The 25,600-nt window shown below is 41.5% G+C and carries 26 protein-coding genes; 25 read left to right on the top strand and 1 reads right to left on the bottom strand.

Going from position 1 to position 25,600, the window contains the following annotated elements:
- Window positions 1-36 precede the first annotated feature (36 nt).
- From NST09_RS00240 to rsmI, 3 genes are read left to right on the top strand one after another with little or no spacing between them, the layout of a single operon-like run.
- On the top strand, window positions 37-780 hold the full coding sequence (locus NST09_RS00240; protein WP_017359328.1) for a tRNA1(Val) (adenine(37)-N6)-methyltransferase: 744 nt from the start codon (window positions 37-39) through the stop codon (window positions 778-780).
- Window positions 767-1,066, top strand: a complete 300-nt coding sequence (locus NST09_RS00245) for a GIY-YIG nuclease family protein (protein ID WP_019744059.1) — start codon at window positions 767-769, stop codon at window positions 1,064-1,066. Before NST09_RS00240 ends, NST09_RS00245 begins: the two co-directional genes overlap by 14 nt.
- The gene (gene rsmI, locus NST09_RS00250) at window positions 1,041-1,922 is read left to right on the top strand and encodes a 16S rRNA (cytidine(1402)-2'-O)-methyltransferase (RefSeq protein WP_008341890.1); all 882 of its coding nucleotides are present in this window, start codon (window positions 1,041-1,043) and stop codon (window positions 1,920-1,922) included. Before NST09_RS00245 ends, rsmI begins: the two co-directional genes overlap by 26 nt.
- Before the next feature lie 44 nt (window positions 1,923-1,966).
- On the opposite strand, the gene NST09_RS00255 is transcribed toward rsmI, so the two are convergent.
- A complete protein-coding gene (locus NST09_RS00255) occupies window positions 1,967-2,257 on the bottom strand; it encodes an AbrB/MazE/SpoVT family DNA-binding domain-containing protein (protein WP_087975202.1) in 291 nt (96 codons plus the stop codon).
- Between the two features lie 519 nt (window positions 2,258-2,776).
- On the opposite strand from NST09_RS00255, the gene metG reads away from it, so the two are divergent.
- The 22 genes from metG (at window position 2,777) to NST09_RS00365 (ending at window position 25,589) form a co-directional block, all read left to right on the top strand.
- The gene (gene metG / locus NST09_RS00260; RefSeq protein ID WP_008341884.1) at window positions 2,777-4,777 is read left to right on the top strand and encodes a methionine--tRNA ligase; all 2,001 of its coding nucleotides are present in this window, start codon (window positions 2,777-2,779) and stop codon (window positions 4,775-4,777) included.
- A gap of 81 nt (window positions 4,778-4,858) precedes the next feature.
- Window positions 4,859-5,626: a TatD family hydrolase gene (locus NST09_RS00265; protein WP_156061458.1), complete on the top strand. Its 768-nt coding sequence runs from the start codon at window positions 4,859-4,861 to the stop codon at window positions 5,624-5,626.
- Between the two features lie 244 nt (window positions 5,627-5,870).
- The gene (locus tag NST09_RS00270; protein WP_342493237.1) at window positions 5,871-7,073 is read left to right on the top strand and encodes a ubiquitin-like domain-containing protein; all 1,203 of its coding nucleotides are present in this window, start codon (window positions 5,871-5,873) and stop codon (window positions 7,071-7,073) included.
- 160 nt (window positions 7,074-7,233) lie between these two features.
- A complete protein-coding gene (rnmV, locus tag NST09_RS00275; protein ID WP_008341876.1) occupies window positions 7,234-7,794 on the top strand; it encodes a ribonuclease M5 in 561 nt (186 codons plus the stop codon).
- The gene (gene rsmA / locus NST09_RS00280; protein WP_008341873.1) at window positions 7,787-8,665 is read left to right on the top strand and encodes a 16S rRNA (adenine(1518)-N(6)/adenine(1519)-N(6))-dimethyltransferase RsmA; all 879 of its coding nucleotides are present in this window, start codon (window positions 7,787-7,789) and stop codon (window positions 8,663-8,665) included. Before rnmV ends, rsmA begins: the two co-directional genes overlap by 8 nt.
- A 257-nt stretch (window positions 8,666-8,922) precedes the next feature.
- Window positions 8,923-9,807 carry a sporulation peptidase YabG gene (gene yabG / locus NST09_RS00285; RefSeq protein ID WP_007496216.1) on the top strand — a complete coding sequence of 295 codons (885 nt, stop codon included), beginning with the start codon at window positions 8,923-8,925 and terminating at the stop codon, window positions 9,805-9,807.
- Between the two features lie 213 nt (window positions 9,808-10,020).
- Window positions 10,021-10,278, top strand: a complete 258-nt coding sequence (locus NST09_RS00290; RefSeq protein WP_003217979.1) for a Veg family protein — start codon at window positions 10,021-10,023, stop codon at window positions 10,276-10,278.
- A 162-nt stretch (window positions 10,279-10,440) separates the two neighbouring features.
- A complete protein-coding gene (locus NST09_RS00295; protein WP_017366434.1) occupies window positions 10,441-10,626 on the top strand; it encodes a small, acid-soluble spore protein, alpha/beta type in 186 nt (61 codons plus the stop codon).
- A 147-nt stretch (window positions 10,627-10,773) separates the two neighbouring features.
- Window positions 10,774-11,643: a 4-(cytidine 5'-diphospho)-2-C-methyl-D-erythritol kinase gene (ispE, locus tag NST09_RS00300; protein ID WP_017359321.1), complete on the top strand. Its 870-nt coding sequence runs from the start codon at window positions 10,774-10,776 to the stop codon at window positions 11,641-11,643.
- A gap of 55 nt (window positions 11,644-11,698) precedes the next feature.
- Window positions 11,699-12,532: a pur operon repressor gene (purR, locus tag NST09_RS00305; RefSeq protein WP_007496210.1), complete on the top strand. Its 834-nt coding sequence runs from the start codon at window positions 11,699-11,701 to the stop codon at window positions 12,530-12,532.
- A 38-nt stretch (window positions 12,533-12,570) separates the two neighbouring features.
- Entirely contained in the window at window positions 12,571-12,948 is a 378-nt protein-coding gene (gene ridA / locus NST09_RS00310; protein WP_008341860.1) for a 2-iminobutanoate/2-iminopropanoate deaminase, read from the top strand.
- A 224-nt stretch (window positions 12,949-13,172) separates the two neighbouring features.
- Window positions 13,173-13,469: a septation regulator SpoVG gene (spoVG, locus tag NST09_RS00315; protein WP_008357439.1), complete on the top strand. Its 297-nt coding sequence runs from the start codon at window positions 13,173-13,175 to the stop codon at window positions 13,467-13,469.
- Between the two features lie 198 nt (window positions 13,470-13,667).
- A complete protein-coding gene (gene glmU, locus NST09_RS00320) occupies window positions 13,668-15,038 on the top strand; it encodes a bifunctional UDP-N-acetylglucosamine diphosphorylase/glucosamine-1-phosphate N-acetyltransferase GlmU (RefSeq protein WP_041091578.1) in 1,371 nt (456 codons plus the stop codon).
- Between the two features lie 22 nt (window positions 15,039-15,060).
- On the top strand, window positions 15,061-16,014 hold the full coding sequence (locus NST09_RS00325) for a ribose-phosphate diphosphokinase (RefSeq protein WP_003217907.1): 954 nt from the start codon (window positions 15,061-15,063) through the stop codon (window positions 16,012-16,014).
- Between the two features lie 138 nt (window positions 16,015-16,152).
- Window positions 16,153-16,779 (top strand): 50S ribosomal protein L25/general stress protein Ctc, encoded by a 627-nt coding sequence (locus NST09_RS00330; RefSeq protein WP_017359319.1) that lies wholly within the window; start codon window positions 16,153-16,155, stop codon window positions 16,777-16,779.
- A gap of 140 nt (window positions 16,780-16,919) precedes the next feature.
- Window positions 16,920-17,486 (top strand): aminoacyl-tRNA hydrolase, encoded by a 567-nt coding sequence (gene pth / locus NST09_RS00335; protein ID WP_007496201.1) that lies wholly within the window; start codon window positions 16,920-16,922, stop codon window positions 17,484-17,486.
- Between the two features lie 55 nt (window positions 17,487-17,541).
- Window positions 17,542-17,772 carry an anti-sigma-F factor Fin family protein gene (locus NST09_RS00340; protein WP_003217967.1) on the top strand — a complete coding sequence of 77 codons (231 nt, stop codon included), beginning with the start codon at window positions 17,542-17,544 and terminating at the stop codon, window positions 17,770-17,772.
- Window positions 17,773-17,839: 67 nt separating this feature from the next.
- Complete coding sequence (gene mfd / locus NST09_RS00345) at window positions 17,840-21,373, top strand: transcription-repair coupling factor (RefSeq protein WP_008341846.1); 3,534 nt, start codon at window positions 17,840-17,842, stop codon at window positions 21,371-21,373.
- 139 nt (window positions 21,374-21,512) lie between these two features.
- Window positions 21,513-22,049: a stage V sporulation protein T gene (gene spoVT, locus NST09_RS00350; RefSeq protein ID WP_007496196.1), complete on the top strand. Its 537-nt coding sequence runs from the start codon at window positions 21,513-21,515 to the stop codon at window positions 22,047-22,049.
- 204 nt (window positions 22,050-22,253) lie between these two features.
- On the top strand, window positions 22,254-23,858 hold the full coding sequence (locus tag NST09_RS00355) for a polysaccharide biosynthesis protein (RefSeq protein WP_322536157.1): 1,605 nt from the start codon (window positions 22,254-22,256) through the stop codon (window positions 23,856-23,858).
- Entirely contained in the window at window positions 23,848-25,332 is a 1,485-nt protein-coding gene (mazG, locus tag NST09_RS00360; RefSeq protein WP_342493238.1) for a nucleoside triphosphate pyrophosphohydrolase, read from the top strand. Before NST09_RS00355 ends, mazG begins: the two co-directional genes overlap by 11 nt.
- Window positions 25,329-25,589, top strand: coding sequence for an RNA-binding S4 domain-containing protein (locus NST09_RS00365; protein WP_008341839.1), 261 nt, complete (start codon window positions 25,329-25,331; stop codon window positions 25,587-25,589). The genes mazG and NST09_RS00365 overlap by 4 nt, the downstream gene beginning before the upstream one ends.
- The last annotated feature ends 11 nt before the right edge of the window (window positions 25,590-25,600 follow it).

A 25,600-nucleotide genomic window follows, 5' to 3' on the forward strand; every position in this document is an offset into this window, starting at 1 on the left:
CGGGAGCCTTTTTCACAGGAAAAGAAAGGATACATCATGGTTTCGTTAAGAGAAGATGAACGTTTAGACTACTTGCTTGCAGAAGATATGAAAATTATTCAAAGTAAAACGGTGTTCGCCTTTTCATTGGATGCAGTGTTATTAGCAAAATTTGCGTATGTGCCGATTCAAAAAGGGGAGATTATTGATCTTTGTACGGGAAATGGCATTGTTCCATTGCTACTTTCGACGAGATCTAAAGCCTCTATTACAGGGGTTGAAATTCAAGAACGCCTGTTTGATATGGCAAAGAGAAGTGTGGCGCATAATCAACTGGAGCAGCAGATTGAGCTCATCCATGGTGATTTAAATGATATGCCTAAACGGTACGGAAACCACAAAGTAGACGTGATTACTTGTAATCCGCCATATTTTAAGACTCCTTCTAAGGATGAAATCAATGAAAATGAGTATTTGGCGATCGCACGTCATGAGATTCATTGTACATTAGAAGATGTCATTCGTGTTTCTTCCACTTTGTTAAAGCAAGGAGGCAAACTGGCAATGGTTCACCGCCCTGGACGGCTGCTTGAGATTGTTGAAATGATGAAGAAATACCGAATTGAGCCAAAACGAATTCAATTTGTATATCCGAAACAAGGAAAAGAAGCGAATACCATTTTAGTGGAAGGGATGAAAGATGGAAAGCCGGATTTGAAAATCCTCCCGCCGCTTTTTGTTTATGGAGAAGACCAAGAGTATACAAAAGAAATCAGGACGATACTGTATGGAGAAGCATAGTCATTATTTCTATGTATTGAAATGTGCAGATGGCAGTTTGTACGCTGGGTATACAAATGACTTACAAAAAAGGCTGACTGCCCATAATAGTGGGAAGGGTGCAAAGTATACGAGAGCTAGACGGCCGGTGGAACTCTATTACCACGAATGCTTTTTAACCAAAAGAGAAGCCATGCAACAGGAATATCGTTTCAAAACGTGGACACGTCGAAAAAAGGACATGTATATAGAAGAAAAGCGAATCAAAAAGGAGGCGGCACATGAAAAAGACACAGAAAAGCTTTGATGGTCAATCAGAAATGGGTATTCTTTATCTCGTACCAACCCCGATTGGAAACTTAGAAGATATGACATTTCGAGCGATACAAACGTTAAAAGATGTAGACTATATTGCCGCAGAAGATACGAGACAAACGAAAAAGCTTTGTCATGTCTATGAAATTGATACCCCATTAACGAGTTATCATGAACATAACAAAGATAGCAGTGGGCACAAGTTAATCGAATGGTTAAAAGAAGGAAAGAACATTGCTCTCGTGAGCGATGCCGGTTTACCGACGATCTCTGATCCAGGAGCCGAAGTGGTTCGAGACTTTACGAACATCGGAGGCTATGTCATTCCGTTACCTGGTGCAAACGCAGCACTTACGGCGCTTATTGCGTCAGGAATCGCACCACAGCCATTTTTCTTTTACGGTTTTCTTGATCGTCAAAAAAAGGAAAAGAAAAAACAGTTGGAAGCATTGAAGAAACGCCAAGAAACAATTATTTTCTATGAAGCGCCCCATCGGTTAAAAGAAACGCTGACTGTGATGAAAGAAGTGTGGGGGAACCGGAATATTGCCATTACGAGAGAACTGACAAAGAAATTTGAAGAGTTTATTCGTGGAGATTTAGAATACGCGCTGACTTGGGTGACAGAACAACAAATCCGTGGTGAGTTCTGTCTCGTCGTACAAGGAAATGATCAGGATGAAGAAGAACTGAATGAAGAAGCTTGGTGGAATTCTTTATCTGAAAAAGAGCACGTGATCCATTACATAGAGGAAGGGTTAACGTCAAAAGAGGCTATTAAACGTACTGCGGTCGAACGTGGTGTGCCAAAGCGGACGATCTATGATGCGTATCATATTGAACAATAAAGAAAGGTTCTTGCAAACGGTGCAAGAACCTTTTTATATAAAACTTATTTTTGTGATTGAAGTTGGTTTTGGATTTCGTTAATGATTTGCTCTGCACCTTCACGGCTAAGAACTAATTTACCATTAGCAAGTTTAAGGTTATCGTCTGATACTTCACCTGTTACTTGGCAAGTCATGTTTGGTTTATATTTTTTTAGGATAATTTTTTCATCATCAACATAAATTTCCAAAGCGTCTTTTTCTGCGATTCCTAACGTACGGCGAAGCTCGATTGGAATCACCACGCGTCCTAATTCGTCAACTTTACGTACAATACCTGTAGATTTCATCTTCATTCTCCTCCCAAAAAGTTCTTATTCTTAATATAATATTATCTTCGTCATTATTCGACAAATTCCTTACATTCCTAGCATAACAAGGTTTCCATAAATCGTCAATCATTTTGTTTACTATTGTTTGTAAAATATGACTCTTAAAGTCAAAGGACCTTGAAACTACCGGTGTATAAGGATTTTTCAGAATTTATCTATAAAAATATGAAAAATGACGATAACAGATTAACAAGACTTTTGCCCTAATTTAGCCAATTGTAAATCTGGAAATAGATTTCATACGACAATATTCGACAAAATGTCGAGCGGTTTGTCGTTTTTTTCGAAAAACTCATCTTTTTCGTTCATTTCAATCTGTTCTATGTATATATGCTTGATCTTAAAGGCTAAGATGGTATCATAGAGAAAGCACAAGTGCAAAACATAATGAAATGATCTGACACATTTTAATGAAGTATGATGACCGCTCTCGTCCATTGGGCGGGAGTTTTTGACATTTACACACAAGCAGGAGGTTCCGACATGCCGGAAAAGAAAAAAACGTTTTATCTGACTACACCAATTTACTATCCGAGCGGAAAATTACATATTGGACATGCTTATACGACAGTGGCAGGGGATGCCATGGCTCGATATAAACGTCTGCAAGGCTATGATGTGATGTATTTAACGGGTACTGATGAGCACGGACAAAAAATTCAGCAAAAAGCTGAAGAACAAAATATTACACCGATTGAGTATTTAGATCCGGTCGTTGCTGACATTAAATCATTATGGAAGAAACTCGACATTTCCAACGATGATTTCATTCGTACAACGGAAAAAAGACATACGAAAATCATTGAACAAGTCTTCCAAAAGCTGCTTGATCAAGGAGATATTTATTTAGATCAATATGAGGGCTGGTACAGTATTCCTGATGAAACATTCTATACGGAAACACAGCTTGTTGATGTTGAGCGAAATGAGAAAGGGGAAGTCATTGGAGGGAAAAGCCCAGACAGTGGACACCCTGTTGAATTGATTAAAGAGGAATCATATTTCTTCCGTATGAGTAAGTATGCTGATCGCTTACTAGACTATTACGAAAAGAACCCGTCGTTCATTCAGCCTGAATCAAGAAAGAATGAAATGATTAATAACTTCATTAAACCGGGGTTAGAGGATTTAGCTGTATCAAGAACAACCTTTGATTGGGGCATTAAAGTACCTAATAATCCGAAGCACGTCATCTATGTATGGATTGATGCGTTATTCAACTACTTAACAGCGATTGGCTACGGAACCGATCAAGATGAAAAATATAAAAAATATTGGCCTGCCAACGTACACCTAGTTGGGAAAGAAATTGTACGATTCCATACAATTTACTGGCCAATTATGTTGATGGCACTTGATCTGCCGTTGCCAAAACAAATTTTTGCACATGGCTGGCTGCTCATGAAAGATGGCAAAATGTCTAAATCAAAAGGGAACGTAGTAGATCCTGTTACGTTAATTGATCGCTATGGTCTTGATGCTCTTCGTTATTATCTGCTACGCGAAGTACCATTTGGTGCAGACGGTGTGTTTACACCAGAAGGATTCGTGGAACGTGTAAACTATGACCTTGCCAATGATTTAGGAAACTTGCTTAATCGTACAGTGGCGATGGTGCAAAAATACTTCGACGGTACATTAAGCAGCTATAAGGGACCAGTCAATGAGTTTGATGAGGAACTAAAAGCTGTAGCTGAACAAACGGTGAAAGCCTATGAAGAAGCGATGGAAAACCTCGAATTCTCAGTGGCTCTTTCAAATGTTTGGACATTAATCAGCAGAACAAATAAATATATTGATCAAACAGCTCCATGGGTGTTAGCAAAGGATGAAACAAAACGAAAAGAACTGCATTCGGTGATGTACCATTTAGCAGAATCACTCCGAATCACAGCTGTGTTGTTAACGCCATTCTTAACAAAAACACCTGAGAAAATCTTCTTCCAGCTTGGAATTGAAGAAGAGAAACTCAAAAGCTGGGAAAGCATTCTTTCTTTCGGTGCGATCCAAAAAGCGACGGTACAAAAAGGTGAGCCATTGTTCCCTCGTTTAGAGGTTGAAGAAGAAGTGGCATACATTAAAGAGAAGATGCAGGGAAGTGCGCCTAAGGTAGAAGAAGAGACAGTTGAAATAGAAGAAACTGAATTACCTGAGCTGGGTGCCGAAATCGCCTTCGATGATTTTTCGAAAGTTGACCTTCGTGTAGCACAAGTATTGGAAGCAGCACCAGTGAAAAAAGCTGACCGTCTCTTAAAGCTTCAGCTTGATTTTGGATTTGAAAAGAGACAAATTGTCTCAGGGATTGCCAAGCATTATCAACCAGAAGAATTGGTAGGGAAGAAGCTCGTCTGCGTAGCGAATCTCACACCAGTTAAACTAAGAGGGGAAATTTCCCAGGGAATGATTTTAACTGGAGAAACTGGTGGTAAATTGCAGGTTCTTGAAGTAGATCAATCTCTAGCAAATGGAACGAAAATTTTATAATTTAACAAAGGTGTTCCACGTGTAACATTTCGTCGAACACCTTTTGTTTTTCAGAAGAATTGTCGAAAGGAGCAATCAACCATGTTATTTGATACACATGCCCACTTAAATGCTGAACAATATAATGAAGACTTAGAGCAGGTGATTGAAAGAGCCAAAAGTGAAAAGGTAGAGAAGATTGTGGTGGTCGGGTTTGATCGTCCAACCATTACGAGAGCGATGGAGCTAATTGAAGCATATGATTTTATGTATGCAGCCATCGGCTGGCATCCAGTTGATGCCATTGATATGACAGATGAAGATTTGGCTTGGATCAAAGAATTATCTCAGCATGAAAAGGTTGTTGCCATTGGAGAAATGGGTCTAGATTACTATTGGGAAAAGTCGCCAAAAGATGTGCAAAAAGAAGTCTTTAGACGTCAAATTGCTCTTGCAAAAGAAGTGAATCTGCCAATTATCATTCATAACCGTGACGCTACGGAAGATGTAGTGACGATCTTAAAAGAAGAAGGGGCGGCAGAAGTCGGAGGAATTATGCACTGCTTTACTGGCAGCCTCGAAATTGCAAAAGCGTGTATGGAAATGAACTTTTATATCTCATTCGGTGGACCTGTGACATTTAAAAATGCGAAAAAACCGAAAGAAGTTGTAAAGGATATTCCAAGTGATCGTCTTCTGATTGAGACAGACTGCCCGTATTTAACTCCAGCGCCATTTAGAGGGAAACGAAATGAGCCGAGCTATGTGAAATATATCGCAGAACAAATTGCTGAATTGCGAGAAATAAGATTTGAAGAGCTTGCTGAATTGACAACAGAAAATGCGAAAAAAGTTTTCCGTATAAACTGACAGTATATGATGTCAATCCTTGTTTAAGCTTGTCCAATTGTGAAACATAACGAAAAAGTTCTACACGTTTGCGCCTCCTCATAGGATAAGTTGTCGATAAGTCTTTCTTCCCTTCCTTCCAAAAATCTCCCATAATAGGTTTACAATCGAGCATTTTTGTACAGTGGGTGGAAGGGTTGACAGGTTTTGAGATACTCTATATAATCTCTCCGAGGAGAAGGAGGCGTTTTTCATCGTACAAAAAATGAAAAATCTGTTTTCTGTCAAGCTAGGAAAAGGCAAGGTTTTATTTCTAGTCGCTTGCTTGCTTTTAGCTGGAACTGGGACGGCTTACGGTGCGCATGAGCTCACCAAGCAGTCTATTACCATTTCAATCAATGGCAAAGAGAAGACAATTCGTACACATGAAGAGACAGTAGCACAGCTGCTTTCAGACCTTGGAATAAGGACCAGGGCGGAGGATCATATCTCTCCAAGTCTAAATACAAAGATTCAAGACAACATGAACATTGTGTATGATGCGGCTATACCGGTTCATCTCACCCTAGATGGGAAAGAGAAAACGATATGGACAACAGATCAGACGGTTGGAGCATTATTGAAGAATGAGAAGATAGATATTGGGAAGCACGATCAAGTAACTCCAGGAAAGAATGACAAGATTAAAAAGAATATGGATCTTGTGGTTCAGCAGGCCTTCCAGGTCAGCTTAAATGATGGAGGAAAGGATAAGAAAGTGTGGACCACTTCGACTACGGTCGCTGACTTTTTAAAGCAACAAGAGCTGAAGCTCAAGAAGCACGATAAGATCAAACCTGCGTTACATAGTCACCTTTCTAAAAAAAGCGCAGATGTGAAGATCACTCGGGTGGAAAAAGTCACCGATGTAGTGGAAGAGAAAATTGCTTTTGATACCAAACATAAAAAGGATCGATCTCTTGAAAAAGGAAAAGAGAAGGTGCTTGAAAAAGGTGAAGAAGGTAAATTAAAGAAGCACTATGCCATTGTGAAAGAAAACGGCAAAGTGGTGTCTAAAGAATTAATTAAAGAGGTTACTGCAAAAGACAGCAAGGATCGTTTAGTGGCCGTTGGTACACAAGTGTCCAAGAAAGAACCTAAAACGTCCCCTGCGGTTTCAAGAAGTAATGAATCGTCAGGAAAAGAGTTCTATGTGACGTCCACAGCCTATACAGCGGGCTGTGCTGGATGTACGGGCAGAACGTCTACAGGATTTAATTTAAAAGCAAATCCGGGTGCAAAGGTCATAGCAGTTGATCCGAGTGTCATTCCGCTGGGCTCTAAAGTGTATGTGGAAGGCTATGGGTATGCCGTTGCATCAGACACTGGATCTGCTATAAAAGGGAATAAAATTGATGTGTTCGTCCCAAGTAAGTCGGCAGCTTATCAATGGGGAAATAAACGAGTGAAAATTAGAGTGCTCAAATAAACACATCAAATCATTTATATGAACAGAGGGCTTTGCGCACCCTCTGTTTTTTTGGTTATAATAGAAGCACTGTTTTCTAATTAATTAGACGCAAAAACAGCATGGAAGGTTTCATTTTTTGACAAAAAAATGTAGATTGTTTTTGCAAGCGGAGGAATACATGAAAATCAAAGAAATCATTGTGGTGGAGGGTCGTGACGACACTGCTAGAGTAAAGATGGCAGTTGATGCAGATACGATTGAAACGAATGGATCTGCCATCGGCGATACAGTCATTCAACAAGTGCGTCTTGCTCAGGAGACGAGGGGTGTTATCATTTTAACTGATCCTGATTTCCCTGGGGAAAAGATCCGTAAAACCATCGCAGAGGCTGTCCCTGGCTGTAAGCACGCCTTTTTACCAAAACACCTTGCGAAAGCGAAGCGGGACAAAGGAATTGGTGTTGAGCATGCTTCCTTGGATAGTATTCGAGAATGCCTTGCTCATGTCCATGAGGAAATGGAAGAATCAGAAAGCGAGATTACGTTAGATGATTTATTTGACGCAGGCCTTATCGGAGGCGAAGCATCAAAACGCCGCCGCGAACGATTAGGTGTGCTTTTAAATATAGGATATACAAATGCGAAGCAGCTGCAAAAGCGTCTTCACATGTTCCAAATAACGAAAGAGGATTTTATTGCGGCCTTAAAGACCGTCATGCAGGAGGAAGCCGATGAATAAAGATATTGCGACGCCCATCAGAACGAAGGAAATACTGAAGAAGTACGGTTTCTCTTTTAAAAAGAGCTTAGGGCAAAACTTTTTAATTGATACAAATATTTTAGATCGCATTGTCGATCATGCAGAGATTACGGATGAGACAGGTGTGATTGAAATTGGCCCTGGTATCGGTGCGTTGACTGAACAGCTCGCTAAACGGGCAAAGAAAGTCACGGCTTTTGAAATCGACCAGCGCCTATTGCCGATTTTAAACGATACGCTTTCTCCATATGATAATGTCACCATTATTCATCAAGACGTATTGAAGGCAGATGTAAGAAAGGTGATTGAAGAACAGTTTGCTGACTGTAAAGAGGTAATGGTCGTAGCAAACCTTCCTTACTATGTGACGACACCAATTATTATGAAATTGCTTGAAGAAAACCTTCCATTGAAAGGGATTGTCGTCATGCTTCAAAAAGAAGTAGCGGATCGCATGGCTGCTGTTCCTTCATCAAAAGAATACAACTCTTTGTCGATTGCAGTGCAATTTTATACAGAAGCGAAGACGGTCATGGTTGTGCCGAAAACGGTTTTCGTCCCACAACCAAATGTGGATTCAGCGGTAATCAAACTAACTGTTCGTGAAACACCTGCAGTCTCAGTAGACAATGATACGTTTTTCTTTCAACTGATTCGTGCGAGTTTTGGCCAGCGCCGGAAGACATTGATGAATAATTTGATGAACAATCTGCCAGATGGCAAGAAACATAAAGCGATCATTGAAGAAGCCCTTGTAACAGCTGAGGTTGATGGGAAACGCCGTGGTGAATCATTATCAATCGATGAATTTGCCCGTTTGTCCAATGTTTTACACAAAGCCCTTTCATAAGGGCTTTTCAGCGTGTAGACAAACCCTCGCATTCGGTGTCAGTCCTGCGCGCTGGTGCTCACGAATGTCAAATTCGCTCCGCGCCAGTACTCGTCCTTCCTAGACTGCAAAGCCCTTTCATAAGGGCTTTTTTCTTTTGGTTTTCACCACTTCACCTGTTCAGGCATAGGCTAGAAAGAACAACACACCTGAAAGAAGAACAAGTGTAGCGTAAGACGATACCAACAGGATAAGAGCCTGATTGTGGAGTGAAAAGCATGCAATTTCAAATAGGAGATATGGTGACGAGGGCATCCTATCAGATGGATATTATGTTTCGTATCATTCGAATTGATGAGACAGACCAGCACGAAGCCACCGCCATTTTGCATGGGAATGAAGTGAGGCTGATCGCCGATGCGAAGATGTCAGATTTGGTCTTGATTCAAAAAGAGGAGCAACTGACAAGAGAGAAAGACGATGAACGGAAAATTAACGAATCGCTCGACTTACTCAGGCAAGATTATCAGCTGCTTCGTGAAAAACAAGAGTATTATACGTCTGGACAATATCAGCATCAGGAGCAGTATTTTCATATGCCCGGAAAGGTTCTGCATTTAGATGGAGATGCTTCATACTTAAAGAAATGCTTAGATGTATATGAAAGAATTGGTGTACCTGTGTATGGTGTGCATTGCCACGAGAAGAAAATGCCAAGCATGATTGATTCATTAATTGATCAATACCGGCCTGATATTTTGGTCATCACAGGACATGATGCGTATTCTAAACAAAAGGGCGGTGTACACGATATCGGTGCATATCGTCATTCTCGTCATTTCGTTGAAACGGTTCAAAAGGCAAGAAGGAAGGTTCCGCATTTAGATCAGCTCGTGATCTTTGCAGGTGCCTGCCAATCTCATTTTGAATCATTAATTCAAGCAGGTGCTAATTTTGCAAGCTCACCCTCACGTGTCAACATTCATGCACTTGACCCCGTCTATATTGTTGCCAAGATCAGCTTCACTCCATTTGTAGATCGAATCAACGTGTGGGATGTGCTCCGAAATACACTGACGAGAGAAAAAGGTCTCGGAGGGATTGAAACAAGGGGTGTTTTAAGGGTAGGTATGCCATATAAAAGAGACCATGAATCGACATAACCCGACTGATTTCAGTCTGGTTTTTTTTATGCTCAAAAAGAAATTTCATATGAATACATAATTCACCGGAATTTGAGAAAAATAGGGAGGAGAAAAGGTAGAAGTTTGTCAAAATTATTTTGTTGACAATGGCTCGTGTTGGTTGATATAATTTAATTTTTATTTGACAAAAATGGGCCGTTGTTGTATAATTATCTCAGTGAGGTGGATGCAATGGCGAAGACTTTGTCCGACATCAAAAGATCGCTTGATGGTAACTTAGGTAAACGTTTGACGTTAAAGGCTAACGGAGGCCGCCGAAAAACAATTGAGCGTTCGGGCATTTTAGCTGAAACGTACCCTTCTGTTTTTGTGATTCAATTAGATCAAGATGAGAATTCGTTTGAAAGAGTTTCTTACAGTTATGCAGATATACTGACTGAGACGGTCGAATTAACGTTCGATGATACCGCTAGCTCAGTCGCCTATTAATGGGCAGTGAACTTTTTGTTTACTGCTTTTTGTTTTGCCTTTTTTTCTGTATGGGAGGCTGTCCATTATTTGAAAGGGGTAAAAGGCGGGAATCGATGCAAAATAAGAAAGCCACAAAGGAGTGGCGATGATTCGAATTCTCGACCAAAGGGGCTGTTTCGTTTGGGTAGACGCCGAGGCATTATGTCAGATGAGTTCAAATACGAGCTGGCGAAGGATCTTGGATTTTATGATACCGTCAAAAATGGAGGCTGGGGAGAGATTCGTGCGCGTGACGCAGGAAATATGGTCAAACGTGCCATTGAATTAGCTCAACAGCACATGGCTCAAGAAGAGAATCAACGATAAAGAAATGATCAGGGATACCTCGGGTGTCTCTGGTCTTTTTTGCTTGAAAAAGTGAGTGTGCTGGGGGCAAAAGCCAATATTCATCAGATCCATCAAATGTGATACAATATTGATACTTATGTTTAGATGGAGAAGTAGGTGAAATGTTTGCGTATTTTAGAAAAAGCACCGGCAAAAATTAATCTCTCACTTGATGTTCATGGAAAAAGACCGGATGGATATCACGAAGTGGAGATGGTGATGACAACAATAGATCTTGCAGATCGACTAGAGCTGACGGAGCTGGACAAAGACGAAATCCGTGTATCATCTCATAATCGTTTTGTGCCAGATGATCAACGGAATTTGGCTTATCAGGCAGCTAAATTATTAAAAACAAGATTCGGTATTCAAAAAGGCGTATCGATTGTCATCACAAAAGCAATTCCCGTCGCAGCAGGTTTAGCTGGAGGCAGCAGTGATGCCGCAGCAGCGCTTCGCGGCTTAAACCGTTTGTGGAAGTTAAATCTCACGTTAGATGAACTAGCCGAGCTTGGAGCGGAGATCGGCTCAGATGTCTCTTTTTGTGTACACGGAGGGACGGCGCTAGCGACAGGACGTGGAGAGAAACTAAAGCATATTGCGACACCGCCGCATTGCTGGGTGATTTTAGCGAAGCCGGTGATTGGGGTATCTACAGCTGAGGTCTACAGACAATATGACGCAAGCAAAGTAGAACACCCAAATGTACAGCGTATGATTGAAGCAATTGAAGCGAAAGATTATAAAGAGATGTGCGGCTCACTCGGTAACGTGTTGGAATCTGTGACATTAAAGATGTATCCGGAAGTCGATATGATTAAGAGACAGATGAAGCGTTTCGGAGCAGATGCTGTATTAATGAGCGGCAGCGGGCCAACTGTATTTGGCTTGATTCAATATGAATCGAAGGTACAAAGAATATATAACGGACTGAGAGGATTTTGTGATCAGGTTTACGCTGTCCGCATGATCGGCGAACAAAATACCCTTGATTAAATCCGTATATTAAGTTATATTATTCATAAATTATTCGGGTTCTGGGGGTAAGTTCATGAAGTTTCGTCGAAGCGGCAGATTGGTGGACTTAACAAATTATTTGTTAACCCACCCGCACGTACTAGTACCTTTAACTTTTTTTGCAGAGCGATATCAATCTGCGAAGTCCTCTATTAGTGAAGACTTAACGATTATCAAACAGACCTTCGAACAGCAGGGAATAGGGACTTTACTTACTGTACCTGGCGCTGCTGGCGGAGTGAAATATATTCCAAAGATTCATCTAAAAGAAGCAGACGAAGTCGTAAACGATATCGGAGAGGCATTATCAACTCCTGAACGTGTGCTTCCTGGCGGTTATTTATATTTAACTGATGTTTTAGGAAATCCATCGATTCTTGCGAAAATCGGTAAGCTTTTTGCGACCATTTTTTCGGATCGACCGATTGATGTTGTCATGACTGTTGCGACGAAAGGTATTCCGATTGCCTATTCTGTTGCAGGTTATTTAAATGTGCCTGTTGTGATCGTTAGAAAAGATAATAAGGTAACTGAAGGATCAACTGTGAGTATTAATTATGCATCAGGTTCTTCTAACCGAATTCAAACCATGTCACTTGCAAAGCGGAGCTTAGATAAAGGATCCAATGTGTTGATTATTGATGACTTTATGAAAGCAGGCGGAACCATTAATGGCATGATGAATCTTCTAGAGGAATTTAATGCAAATGTTGCAGGGATCGGTGTTTTATTAGAAGATGAAGGCGTAGATGAACGTCTTGTCGATGAATATGTATCACTTTTAAAGCTTTCAACCATTGATATGAAGCAGAAAATCATTGAGATTAATGAAGGTAATTTCCACGAGTTTTTTCATTCGAAAGCTTAAGTTTTGATCAAACATGTATTTGAATGGGAGAGATTGATATGACAAAAGTTGTTCAAACCAAAAACGCGCCAGCAGCCATTGGACCTTACTCTCAAGGGATTATCGTCAATAACATGTTTTACAGCTCAGGGCAGATTCCATTAACGCCAGCTGGAGATTTTGTGAATGGAGATATTAAAGAACAAACACATCAAGTGTTTCATAATCTTAAAGCCGTCCTTGAAGCAGCGGGTGCTTCCTTTGAAACAGTCGTGAAAGCAACGGTTTTCATTAAAGATATGGAACAATTCGCTGAAGTGAATGAAGTGTACGGTGAATACTTCCATACACATAAGCCAGCTCGTTCATGTGTAGAAGTAGCCAGACTTCCAAAAGATGCACTTGTAGAAATTGAAGTTGTGGCATTAGTGAAATAAACAGACCATCTCTTTGGAGGCCGTTTGGTTTCATTATATGTATGAAAAGGCATCGTCATGATGTCTTTTTTCACGCAACCGATGTAAGCGCCGTCATTAAAATGACAAAAAATGTATAAATATCCCGATATTTCAAAAAAAGTTTAAAAAAAGAGCAGGAGAATCACCACAATCGTTGAATACCTAATTAATGCTTTTATATTGGGAAAAGGTGGTGAACTACTGTGGAAGTTACTGACGTAAGATTACGCCGCGTGAATACCGATGGTCGCATGAGGGCGATTGCATCCATCACGCTGGACCACGAATTTGTTGTTCATGATATTCGTGTGATTGATGGAAACAATGGCTTGTTTGTTGCAATGCCTAGCAAACGTACGCCTGATGGAGAGTTTCGCGACATTGCACATCCAATTAATTCAAGCACTCGGGGTAAAATCCAAGATGCTGTTTTAAATGAGTATCATCGCTTAGGCGAAGAGGAAGAGACAATTGAATATGAAGAAGCTGGAGCTTCTTAAAGATATGTGAACCTAAAAAGACAGCTTTAAGAGAAAATGAATGTTTTCTTTTAAATGCTGTCTTTTTTGCGTTTTTTCTCTTGTTCCTTATGTCTCCCGTTCATTAGAAAATTAATGCACTTCCTCTTGTATCCTTGAAATCAGTCCTTATTTAGGATATATTTTTCTATGGATAATAGGGATATTGGAGGCCAATCAATGGATAAGCGGTTCGCAGTGATTTTAGCAGCGGGAAAAGGAACAAGAATGAAGTCAAAGTTATACAAAGTACTTCATCCAGTTTGCGGAAAGCCAATGGTCGAGCATGTGGCAGATCAAGCGTTAAAGCTATCTTTAGCCAAGCTTGTGACGATTGTCGGTCATGGAGCAGAGGACGTCAAGAAGCAGCTTGGGGACAGAAGTGAATATGCACTTCAAGAAGAACAGCTGGGAACAGCACATGCCGTCAAACAAGCTAAATCGTTCCTCGCGCAGGAAAAGGGAACAACCATTGTCATTTGTGGAGATACACCATTATTGACAGCGGAAACAATGGAAGCCATGTTAAGCGAGCATCAAAAACAACAAGCGAAAGTGACGATTTTGACAGCACACGCGGATGATCCAACAGGTTATGGACGTATTATTCGTGATGAAACAGGTGCTGTAGTAAAAATCGTCGAGCATAAAGATGCAAATGATGCTGAACGTCAAGTGAATGAAATTAATACTGGAACCTATTGCTTTTCAAATGAAGATCTCTTCCGTGTGATTGAGCAAGTGTCAAATGAAAATGCACAAGGTGAATACTATTTGCCGGATGTCATTGAAATTCTAAAGAATGAAGGACAGACGGTTGCAGCGTATCAAACACCGCATTTTGAAGAAACACTTGGAGTCAATGATCGTATCGCTCTATCACAAGCAGAGCAATTCATGAAGCGACGTATTAATCATCAGCATATGAAGAATGGTGTAACCTTGATTGATCCTGAGAACACGTATATCTCGCCAGATGCAGTCATCGGTGAAGATACAATGATTTATCCTGGGACGGTCATCAAAGGGAATGTAAAGATTGGTGCAGATGCCACAATCGGTCCGAACACTGAGATTGTTGATAGCGTAATTGGAGATCGGACAGTCATTAAGCAGTCTGTTGTCTGCGATAGTGAAGTTGGGGTAGATGTGACAATTGGACCGTTTGCTCATATTCGCCCGTTGTCGAAAATTGGCGATGAAGTGAAGATCGGGAATTTTGTCGAAATCAAGAAAACAGTTTTCGGTGACCGAAGCAAAGCGTCTCATCTAAGCTATATTGGAGATGCAGAGGTCGGAACGGATGTAAACCTTGGTTGTGGATCTATTACAGTTAATTATGATGGGAAGAACAAATTCTTAACGAAGATTGAAGATGGCGCATTTATTGGCTGCAATTCAAATCTCGTTGCACCAGTCACTGTCGGAAAAGGGGCATATGTTGCAGCCGGTTCAACGGTTACAGAAGATGTACCGCAGGATGCATTGTCTATTGCTAGAGCAAGACAAGTCAATAAAGAAGATTATGTGAAAAATATTCATAAAAAATAATCCAAATACCCGGAGGTTTACCATGTCTAATCGTTATGCTGATGCGAATTTAAAGATATTCTCTTTGAATTCAAACCCTGAACTTGCCAAAGAAATTGCCGATCGTATCGGAGTTGATGTAGGAAAGAGCTCTGTTAAACGTTTTAGTGACGGTGAAGTCCAAATCAATATTGAAGAAAGTATCCGTGGCTGTGATTGTTATGTTATTCAATCTACTAGTGCGCCAGTCAATGAGCACATTATGGAGCTACTCATTATGGTAGATGCACTAAAACGCGCTTCTGCGAAAACGGTCAATATTGTTATCCCTTATTACGGATATGCACGTCAAGATCGTAAGGCGAAACCTCGTGAGCCAATCACGGCGAAGCTTTTTGCGAACTTACTTGAAACAGCAGGTGCTACACGTGTCATTGCACTTGACCTTCATGCGCCGCAAATCCAAGGTTTCTTTGATATTCCAATCGATAACTTAATGGCTGTGCCAATCTTAACAAACTATTTTGAACAGAAAAACTTGAATGATATCGTTGTTGTGTCTCCTGACCACGGTGGTGTTACGCGTGCGCGCAAAATGGCGGACCGCCTGAAAGCACCAATCGCAATTATCGACAAACGTCGTCCGAAGCCGAACGTGGCTGAAGTGATGAACATCATTGGGAACATTGAAGGCAAAACGGCGATTCTCATCGATGATATCATTGATACAGCTGGTACGATTACACTTGCTGCAAATGCACTTGTGGAAAATGGAGCGGCTGAAGTCTATGCTTGTTGTACTCACCCAGTATTGTCTGGACCAGCAGTAGAACGTATTACAAACTCTAAAATTAAAGAATTAGTTGTGACAAACAGTATTCACTTAACAGATGACAAGAAAGTTGGAAAATTCATTCCGCTTTCAGTTGGGCCTTTGCTTGCAGAAGCCATCATCCGTGTACATGAAGAAGAATCTGTGAGCTACCTTTTCAGCTAATTTTCTGATTGAAAAAGGCCCTAGGCATCAGCTTGGGGTCTTTTTGCTGTGATAAATGAAAGGCAAACATGTTTAAAATGATTCAGTTATGGGTATTTATGAAAGTAGTGACAAAAAAGAAATAGGATGGTGCTGAATATGGCAACTTTAAAAGCAAATAAAAGAACTGATTTCAAACGTTCCACACTGCAAAAAATCCGTCATTCAGGACACGTTCCTGGTGTCATATACGGAAAAAATACAGACAACCTGGCTGTTTCATTAGACAGTATTGATTTATTAAAGACATTACGTGATGAAGGAAAAAACACAATCATCACATTAGACGTTGGCGGTGAAACAAAATCTGTGATGGTAACAGAACTGCAAACAGATCCGTTGAAAAATGAGCTTGTCCACGCTGATTTCCAAGTGGTCGACTTACAGCGAGAAATTGACGCAGATGTACCTGTACAACTCATTGGCGAATCCAAAGGTGTAAAGGATGGCGGTGTGCTTCAGCAGCCACTATTTGAGCTATCCATTACAGCAAAACCAAAGGATATCCCGCAAAATATTGAAGCTGATATTACAAACTTAGAAGTAAATGACGTACTAACAGTTGGTGATCTGACTGTTCAATCTACGTATCAAATTAATAATGATCCAGAAGAAGTTGTTGCTTCGATCTTACCGCCTCAGCAATCAGAGGTTCCTGAGCCAGATAGTGAAGAGGAAACGCAAGAGCCTGAGGCCATTAAAGAAAAAGATGACAGCGAAGAATAACTGGTCAATTAGAGACGTAACCCTCCCGCGGTTACGTCTTTTGTGCTAGAATGAAAAGAATTCATACGTTTTGCATGAGGCAATCACATTGGCTCATTTTTTAGGCGTGTGCATGTGCGACAAAGGAGGTTATTGGTTTCATGATTGCGTTCGTTGGATTGGGTAATCCAGGAAAAGAATATGAAAAAACAAGACATAACGTCGGGTTTATGACAATAGATGAACTATCAAAAAAATGGGACATCCCATTAAATCAATCAAAATTCCATGGACAATATGGAACTGGGTTTGTTTCGGGGCAAAAGGTTCTACTTGTGAAGCCTCTTACATATATGAACTTATCAGGGGAATGTGTGCGTCCGCTGATGGATTACTATGATATTCCCCTTGAACATTTGAAGGTCATTTATGATGATCTTGATTTGCCAACGGGCCGGATTCGTTTGCGTACTAAAGGAAGTGCAGGCGGACATAACGGAATCAAATCGTTGATTCAGCATTTAGGTTCACCTGAGTTTGACCGATTCCGTATCGGCATCGGCCGTCCACAAAACGGCATGAAGGTCGTCGATTACGTACTAGGACGCTTCTCAGAGGAAGAACAGCCTGATATCTCATCTGCTATTCAAGCATCTGTTGAAGCTTGTGAAGCGGCTTTAACAAAGCCATTTTTAGAAGTGATGAATGATTTTAACAAGAAGGTATAAGAATGATAAGCAAAGCACATACTGATCATAAAATCTCAGCATGGGAGGATCACGTATGGCTTTGCACTATTACTGCCGGCACTGTGGTGTAAAGGTTGGCAGTCTAGATGAATCCGCTGTCCAAAGTGAAGCACTTGGATTTCATCACTTAACAAATGAGGAAAGAAACGATATGATTTCTTATAGGGAAAATGGTGATTTACATGTACAAACCATTTGTGAGGATTGCCAAGAGGCGCTCGAAAGAAATCCTGATTACCATCAGTATCATACCTTTATTCAATAAAAAGCTTTGGTGTAGATAATAGACCAAAGCGTTTTTCTGTTTTAAACAAGCAGGGAGGAGGAGCCAAATGAAAAATATACAATCATTTATCAAACAAAGTGATGATTTTCAGTCCATTTTTAATGGGCTAAAGGAAGGTTTAAAAGAACAACTGCTCGCCGGACTATCAGGCTCCGTCAGATCTTTATTTACAGCCGCCATATCAGACGAATTAAAGCGGCCGATGTTTATTGTGACACACAACTTATATCAAGCGCAGAAGGTCACAGATGATCTAGCAAGTGTGATGCCAGATCGCTCGGTTCTTCTTTATCCTGTCAATGAACTCATTGCATCTGAAATTGCTGTGGCAAGCCCGGAGCTTAGAGCGCAGCGTCTTGATGTATTGAATCGTCTCGCGAATGGAGAAAATCCGATTGTCGTGACCCCAGCAGCTGCAGTGCGTAGAATGCTTCCTCCTGTTGAGCTCTGGAAGGAGAGTCAGATCCATTTAAAGGTTGGTGAAGAAATTGATTTGGAGGCGTTTTCAAAACAACTCGTGCAAATCGGTTATGACCGGACGTCCATGGTCGCTGCGCCCGGAGACTTTAGTGTGCGCGGAGGCATCATTGACATTTATGCGTTAACGGAAGACCACCCGATCCGTATTGAGCTGTTTGATACAGAAGTGGATTCTATTCGGTCCTTCCACTCTGACACGCAGCGTTCATTGGAAACACTTCAAGAAATCAAGATTGGCCCGGCGAAAGAGCTGATTGTAAGAGGGCCTGAACGAGTGAGAGCGATTGAACAGCTTGACGAAGGTCTTGCCAGCAGCTTAAAGAAATTCAACTCGGATAAACAAAAAGAACTGCTCCATCAGAATATTTCTGCTGATCGTGAGAAGCTGCTAGAAGGTATTGTGACACAAGAAATGACGAAGTATCTGTCCTATTTCTATGAAAAGCCTGCTAGTTTGCTAGATTATACATCGCAGGATACGATAATCATTCTAGATGAAATCAGCAGAATTCAGGAGATGGAAGAACAGCTTGAACAGGAAGAAGCAGATTGGACAATTAGTCTGCTCGAAGAAGGGAATATCCTGCATGATCTAGCCCTTTCCTTCCCATTTCAAGAGCTGTTCAATCAGCAATCGAGATCGATTCTGTACTATTCCTTATTTTTGAGACATGTTCAGCAGACCAATCCACAAAATATCGTCAATGTATCTAGTAAGCAAATGCAGAATTTCCACGGGCAGATGAATGTGCTTGCAAGTGAAATTGAACGCTACAAAAAGCAGAATTATACGGTAGTCTTTTTAGGTGCGGATGAAGAGCGGACAGAGAAGCTGTCATCTGTCTTGCATGATTATGACATTGAAGCAGCTCTTGCTAAACCTGATGCTGAGCTTGTCAGCGGGCAAGTATATATTTTACAAGGTGAGCTGCAAACAGGTTTTGAACTGCCTTTATCCAAAATTGCTGTCATTACAGAGGGTGAACTTTTCAAGAAACGTGTGAAGAAGCAGGCACGTAAGCAAAAGCTGACGAACGCAGAGCGAATCAAAAGCTATTCAGAGCTGCAAGTGGGCGATTACGTGGTGCACATTAACCACGGGATCGGTAAGTATTTAGGAATTGAAACGCTTGAAATTGGCGGCATTCATAAAGATTATTTAAATATTCATTATCAAGGAAGCGACAAGCTTTATGTCCCTGTTGAACAAATTGATCAGGTGCAGAAGTATGTAGGGTCAGAAGGAAAAGAACCAAAGCTATACAAACTAGGCGGTAGCGACTGGAAGCGCGTGAAGAAAAAAGTAGAATCATCTGTGCAGGACATTGCAGATGATCTAATTAAGCTGTACGCAGAACGTGAAGCAAGCAAAGGGTATGCCTTCTCGCCTGACCATGAGATGCAGCGCCAGTTTGAATCTGCATTCCCTTACCAAGAAACAGACGATCAAATTCGCTCGATTCATGAAATCAAGCAAGACATGGAGCGGGAGCGCCCGATGGATCGTCTGCTTTGTGGAGATGTGGGCTATGGAAAAACAGAGGTGGCGATTCGAGCGGCCTTCAAAGCCATTGCTGACGGGAAACAGGTGGCACTGCTTGTACCAACAACGATCTTAGCGCAGCAGCATTTTGACACGATTATGGACAGATTCCAAGACTATCCTGTTAAAATCGCTCAGCTTAGCCGCTTCCGTACACGAAAAGAAACAACAGAAACCTTAAAAGGGCTGAAAAACGGAACGATTGATATGGTCATTGGGACGCATCGTCTTCTTTCAAAAGACATTGTGTACAAGGATTTAGGACTGTTAATTATCGATGAAGAGCAGCGCTTCGGTGTGACGCATAAAGAGAAAATTAAACAAATGAAAGCCAATATTGATGTGCTGACGTTAACGGCAACGCCAATTCCTCGTACGCTTCATATGTCGATGCTTGGCGTACGTGACTTATCTGTTATTGAAACACCACCTGAGAACCGTTTCCCAGTTCAAACCTATGTTGTCGAGTACAATGGTGCGTTAGTTAGAGAAGCCATTGAGAGAGAACTGGCAAGAGGCGGTCAAGTGTACTTCCTTTATAACCGAGTGGAGGACATTGAACGAAAAGCAGATGAAATCTCGATGCTTGTTCCAGACGCAAAAGTAAGCTACGCACATGGGAAAATGAGTGAGAACGAGCTGGAATCCGTGATGATTAATTTCCTAGAAGGTGAATCGGATGTACTCGTCAGTACAACCATTATCGAAACGGGCGTAGACATTCCAAATGTGAACACGCTCATTGTTCACGATGCTGATAAAATGGGGCTTTCGCAGCTGTACCAGTTAAGAGGACGAGTTGGGCGCTCGAATCGTGTGGCCTATGCTTATTTCACTTATCGAAAAGATAAAGTGCTTTCTGAAGTAGCTGAGAAAAGACTTCAAGCCATTAAAGAATTCACTGAGCTTGGGTCAGGCTTTAAAATTGCGATGCGTGATTTAACAATTCGAGGAGCAGGGAACTTACTTGGTGCACAGCAGCATGGATTTATTGATTCTGTTGGATTCGACCTTTACTCTCAAATGCTGAAAGAAGCCATTGAAGAAAGAAGAGGCGATACGACTGCTCAAGAAAAATTTGAGCCGGAAATTGATCTCCAAATTGATGCCTACATTCCAGATAGCTATATTTCTGATGGCAAACAAAAGATCGAGATGTATAAACAGTTTAGAGCGATTGGATCAATAGAAGAGCGGAAAGAGCTTCAAGATGAAATGATTGACCGATTCGGAGAATATCCGCAAGAAGTGGCTGATTTGTTCACGATTGCGACGATGAAGGTGTACGCTGTGCAGGAACGTGTCGAGTTGATCAAGATGGAGAAAGGCATTGTTAGACTCACTCTCGATGAAAAAGCAAGCAGCGACATCGATGGTCAAAAATTATTTGAGCTTGGCAGTCAATATGGACGTGATATCGGTCTTGGCATGGAAGGCAGCAAGCTGATTATTTCTGTCCAAACAAAAGGCAAGAAAACGGAGGAGTGGCTTGAAGTCATTCTTCGTATGCTTCGAGGTCTTCAAGATGTGAAAAAAGAAACCATTCCATCTTCATAAAATTTTGTTGGTCTCTCGTGTATATTACGTTTGATGTGACGGATACTAATCTCAGGGTCAAGTGGTGAATGTTGCATAAAGTGGACGCTTTTGTTCCATTCACCCAACACATCATCAAACGAAAGAGAGGCAGCAGTGAATGAAAGCAACTGGAATTGTACGCCGCATCGATGATCTAGGTAGAGTGGTTATACCGAAGGAGATTCGCAGAACATTGCGCATCCGGGAAGGAGATCCACTTGAGATTTTTGTCGACCGCGATGGAGAAGTCATTTTGAAGAAGTATTCACCGATTAGTGAGCTAGGAGACTTTGCGAAGGAATATGCTGATGCATTATTCGACAGTTTGGGTCATTCTATCCTCATCTGTGATCGTGATACGTATATTGCTGTATCCGGTAGTTCAAAAAAAGAGTATTTAAACAAATCCATTAGTGATTTACTTGAACGAACAATGGATCAGCGTAATTCTGTATTAGAGGACAGCAAGAAAGAAATTCAGCTTGTGGATGGTATTGATGATGATGTATCAGCTTATACCATTGCACCTATTGTTGCAAACGGAGATCCAATTGGCGCCGTCGTCTTATTTTCTAAAGAGCGTTCAATGGGAGAAGTGGAGCATAAAGCGGCAGAAACGGCAGCTGGCTTCTTAGCCCGTCAAATGGAACATTAGGTCTAATAAATCTATATCATTTTGATAAAACGAAAGAATGCCGATGAAATCATCTGATTTTGTCGGCGTTTTTTATATGGGATGAAACAAAACAATGAATGTATCGTCTACTCCTTAGAAAGAAACGGCTTGCCAGTCACGTATGATATAATGAGTGCGTTTAAATGCAGGTATATTTTTTGATTGAACATAAAGGAGTCATCCATGAAAAATGCTGTAAATCAGCCGCATTGGCTTTTCCAAGGTGCGGTGATTTTAACCATCGCAGGCTTGTTATCAAAGGTACTGAGTGCCGTATATCGTGTCCCTTTTCAAAATATCGTAGGAGACACAGGTTTTTATATTTATCAGCAGGTCTATCCCTTTCTTGGCATTGCGATCATGCTCGGCACCACTGGTTTTCCTGTGATGGTGTCCAAGCTCCTGAGCGAGCATGGTGAGGAGAATCGCCGAATCATTACAAAGGTATCCTTGGTGTATATCACTTTGCTGAGCTTGGCCTTATTTCTTTGTTTATACATAGGAGCAGGCACAATTGCGAATCTCATGGCGGACAGTCAATTAATGCTGCTCATCCAGATGAGTTCGTTTGTGTTTTTGTTTCTGCCGCTTACCGTGATGCTGAGGGGTGTTTTTCAGAGTGATGGGCTGATGCTCCCCACTGCGGTCTCTCAATTGGCTGAGCAGCTCATCAGAGTAGGCGTCCTGCTTGTTTTATCTTTCTATTTTGTGAGACATGGCTATTCGCTTTATGAAACAGGAGCGGGTGCGGTGTTCTCTTCTATAGCTGGAAGTGCGGCTTCACTCATTTTGCTTCTTTTCCTTTGGCTGACCTATCGGAAGCGGTCGTCAGCGAGCAAGACATTAAAACAGGCTACACTGCGGAAAAAAGATGTGCTGAAGAGTTTGGTGCTGTATACATTGACGATTTGTGTGAGTGGATTGCTGATCCTATGGATGCAAATGATCGATGCTTTTCACCTGTATGCGCTGCTGCGCAGTGAGGGACTGAGTGAAGCAGATGCAAAGGCGGCAAAAGGCGTGTATGACCGAGGTCAGCCGTTCTTGCAGCTCGGGACGGTGTTTGCAATTAGTATCGGGACGTCTCTTGTTCCGTTTTTGTCGTCGGCCTTAAGAAAAGGGCAGCATAAAGCAATTCGTGAAAAAGTACGTACATCGTTTAAGGCAACATCGGTGCTGGGGATTGGTTCAGCTGTCGGTCTTATATGTATTTTATCGTCTGTGAACATCATGCTTTTTCGTAATGACTTAGGGACAGATGCGCTGCAAATATTTTGCATATCCATTGCCTTTACATCAATGGCGATTACGCAAACCGCTTTACTTCAGGGGCTGGGACATACCGTGTACCCGGCTGTTGTGGTCCTGATCAGTGTACTGGTGAAATGGGGTCTGACGCTGGCTCTTGTCCCGTTATTCGGCATTTATGGAGCCGCATGGTCGACTGTTTGTGGGTTTCTCGCCGCCGCTACGCTCAATGCGGTGTATTTGAAGAATAAAGGGTGGATTTCAATAAGAGAGCTATTCCCAGTGAAAATTCTTTTATCAGCAGCATTCATGGCTGTCGTTTTAATTGGATATCAGGCATTGTTTTCTTGGGTCATTCCCTTTGAGAAACGTCCGTTTTCTGTTTTAGAGAGCCTGACTTCAGTTTTTATTGGTGGTTTCGCCTTTTTATATAGTATTCTTAAGCTAGACGTATTTACGGAAGAGGAATGGAGACTCATTCCATTAGGAGAAAAGATTTTATATTTTAAACAGATGAGAGGGAATCGAAATGGCAGGTAAGATTACAGTCGTTGGTCTTGGGGCAGGCGACATGGATCAGCTGACGCTCGGTGTATATAAGCAGCTGAAGCAGGCGAAAGAAGTATACATGAGAACGCAGGATCATCCACTCACCGCAGAATTGATGCAGGAGGTCCCGTCTCTGACCTTTTTTGATGAGATATATGAAAAGCATGATCAGTTTGATGCAGTGTATGAGGAAATCACAGACATTCTCTTCCAAGAGGCTGAGGGGAAAGATATTGTGTATGCAGTACCAGGTCACCCGTTTGTAGCGGAAAAGACAGTGCAGCTTCTTGTTTCACAACAGAAGGAGCGCGGGGTTGAGGTGTACGTCGCTGGTGGACAAAGCTTTTTGGATGCGACGTTTAATTCCTTACAGATTGACCCAATTGAAGGGCTGCAATTCGTTGACGCAGGGGATATGAGAGCGGATGATCTGAAGTTGACCCAGCATGTGCTGATCTGTCAGGTATATGATCAGATGACAGCCTCGAATGTGAAGCTGACCCTCATGGAAAAGCTACCTGACGATTATGAAGTCTTTATCGTAACGGCAGCTGGAAGCAGTCAGGAACAGATTACAGGTGTTCCTTTATTTGAACTTGATCGAGATGTGTCGATAAATAACTTAACGAGTGTTTATGTGCCTCCAATCCAAGATGAAAAGCTACTCTATCAACAATTTGACACTTTCCGTGAAGTCATTCGTACATTAAGAGGTCCTGGCGGCTGTCCTTGGGATCAAGAACAAACGAATGAGTCGCTCAAACCATATTTAATTGAAGAATGTTATGAGCTGCTGGAAGCCATAGATGAAGACGATCCAGATCATATGGTTGAAGAACTCGGAGATGTACTGCTTCAAGTTTTACTCCATGCTCAAATTGGTGAAGATGATGGTTATTTCTCAATGGATGACGTCATTCAGCATGTGACAGAAAAAATGATTCGACGACATCCGCATGTGTTCGGTGATACGGATGTGTCTGAAGCATCAGATGTCGTCGCCAACTGGGAAAAAATCAAGCAGCAGGAAAAACCGGAGCGTGCAGCATCTATTTTGCAATCCATTCCAACGACTCTTCCAGCTTTAACAAAAGCCTATAAGCTCCAAAAGAAAGCAGCAAAAGTGGGCTTCGACTGGACAGAAGTAGAGGATATTTGGAACAAATACGAAGAGGAAAAGCAGGAATTCCTTGTGGAAGTGGCAGATAAGACGGATGAAGGTGCAACAAAGCAGATGAAGGATGAATTTGGGGATCTTTTGTTTGTTCTCGTCAACATTGGAAGATTTTATCATCTAGAGCCTGAAACCGCCCTCTCTTCTGCAAACACAAAATTCATGCGGCGCTTTCAGCATATTGAACAAAAAGCAAAGGATATAGGGCGTTCACTAGAGGACTTGACCCTAGAAGAAATGGACGATCTGTGGAACGATGCCAAACGCATAGAAAGAGGTGAACACACATGAGACTAGATAAATTCTTAAAAGTGTCTCGTTTAATCAAAAGAAGAACATTGGCAAAAGAAGTAGCCGATCAAGGGAGAATTTCCATTAATGGCACGCAGGCGAAAGCCAGCTCTGACGTGAAAGAAGGGGACGAGCTTCAAATTCGTTTTGGCCAAAAGCTTGTGACTGTTCAAGTCAACGAGTTAAAAGACACAACGAAAAAAGAAGAAGCTGCTGGCATGTATACCGTGCTAAAAGAAGAGAAAACAGCAGAATAGGGCTTGTTCTA

Source organism: Bacillus sp. FSL W7-1346 (genome assembly GCF_038593335.1).
Lineage (GTDB): Bacteria > Bacillota > Bacilli > Bacillales > Bacillaceae > Bacillus > Bacillus altitudinis.

Bases quoted from the DNA above. Each gene is read 5' to 3' on its own strand.
- ridA (WP_008341860.1), top strand. From the start codon at position 12,571: ATGACAAAAGTTGTTCAAACCAAAAACGCGCCAGCAGCCATTGGACCT.
- metG (WP_008341884.1), top strand. From the start codon at position 2,777: ATGCCGGAAAAGAAAAAAACGTTTTATCTGACTACACCAATTTACTAT.
- NST09_RS00265 (WP_156061458.1), top strand. From the start codon at position 4,859: ATGTTATTTGATACACATGCCCACTTAAATGCTGAACAATATAATGAA.
- glmU (WP_041091578.1), top strand. From the start codon at position 13,668: ATGGATAAGCGGTTCGCAGTGATTTTAGCAGCGGGAAAAGGAACAAGA.
- NST09_RS00325 (WP_003217907.1), top strand. From the start codon at position 15,061: ATGTCTAATCGTTATGCTGATGCGAATTTAAAGATATTCTCTTTGAAT.
- NST09_RS00245 (WP_019744059.1), top strand. From the start codon at position 767: ATGGAGAAGCATAGTCATTATTTCTATGTATTGAAATGTGCAGATGGC.
- rsmA (WP_008341873.1), top strand. From the start codon at position 7,787: ATGAATAAAGATATTGCGACGCCCATCAGAACGAAGGAAATACTGAAG.
- NST09_RS00340 (WP_003217967.1), top strand. From the start codon at position 17,542: ATGGCTTTGCACTATTACTGCCGGCACTGTGGTGTAAAGGTTGGCAGT.
- NST09_RS00365 (WP_008341839.1), top strand. From the start codon at position 25,329: ATGAGACTAGATAAATTCTTAAAAGTGTCTCGTTTAATCAAAAGAAGA.
- pth (WP_007496201.1), top strand. From the start codon at position 16,920: ATGATTGCGTTCGTTGGATTGGGTAATCCAGGAAAAGAATATGAAAAA.
- NST09_RS00290 (WP_003217979.1), top strand. From the start codon at position 10,021: ATGGCGAAGACTTTGTCCGACATCAAAAGATCGCTTGATGGTAACTTA.
- NST09_RS00240 (WP_017359328.1), top strand. From the start codon at position 37: ATGGTTTCGTTAAGAGAAGATGAACGTTTAGACTACTTGCTTGCAGAA.
- NST09_RS00255 (WP_087975202.1), bottom strand. From the start codon at position 2,257: ATGAAGATGAAATCTACAGGTATTGTACGTAAAGTTGACGAATTAGGA.
- NST09_RS00270 (WP_342493237.1), top strand. From the start codon at position 5,871: ATGAAAAATCTGTTTTCTGTCAAGCTAGGAAAAGGCAAGGTTTTATTT.
- NST09_RS00330 (WP_017359319.1), top strand. From the start codon at position 16,153: ATGGCAACTTTAAAAGCAAATAAAAGAACTGATTTCAAACGTTCCACA.
- rsmI (WP_008341890.1), top strand. From the start codon at position 1,041: ATGAAAAAGACACAGAAAAGCTTTGATGGTCAATCAGAAATGGGTATT.
- NST09_RS00355 (WP_322536157.1), top strand. From the start codon at position 22,254: ATGAAAAATGCTGTAAATCAGCCGCATTGGCTTTTCCAAGGTGCGGTG.
- purR (WP_007496210.1), top strand. From the start codon at position 11,699: ATGAAGTTTCGTCGAAGCGGCAGATTGGTGGACTTAACAAATTATTTG.
- rnmV (WP_008341876.1), top strand. From the start codon at position 7,234: ATGAAAATCAAAGAAATCATTGTGGTGGAGGGTCGTGACGACACTGCT.
- spoVT (WP_007496196.1), top strand. From the start codon at position 21,513: ATGAAAGCAACTGGAATTGTACGCCGCATCGATGATCTAGGTAGAGTG.
- mfd (WP_008341846.1), top strand. From the start codon at position 17,840: ATGAAAAATATACAATCATTTATCAAACAAAGTGATGATTTTCAGTCC.
- yabG (WP_007496216.1), top strand. From the start codon at position 8,923: ATGCAATTTCAAATAGGAGATATGGTGACGAGGGCATCCTATCAGATG.
- mazG (WP_342493238.1), top strand. From the start codon at position 23,848: ATGGCAGGTAAGATTACAGTCGTTGGTCTTGGGGCAGGCGACATGGAT.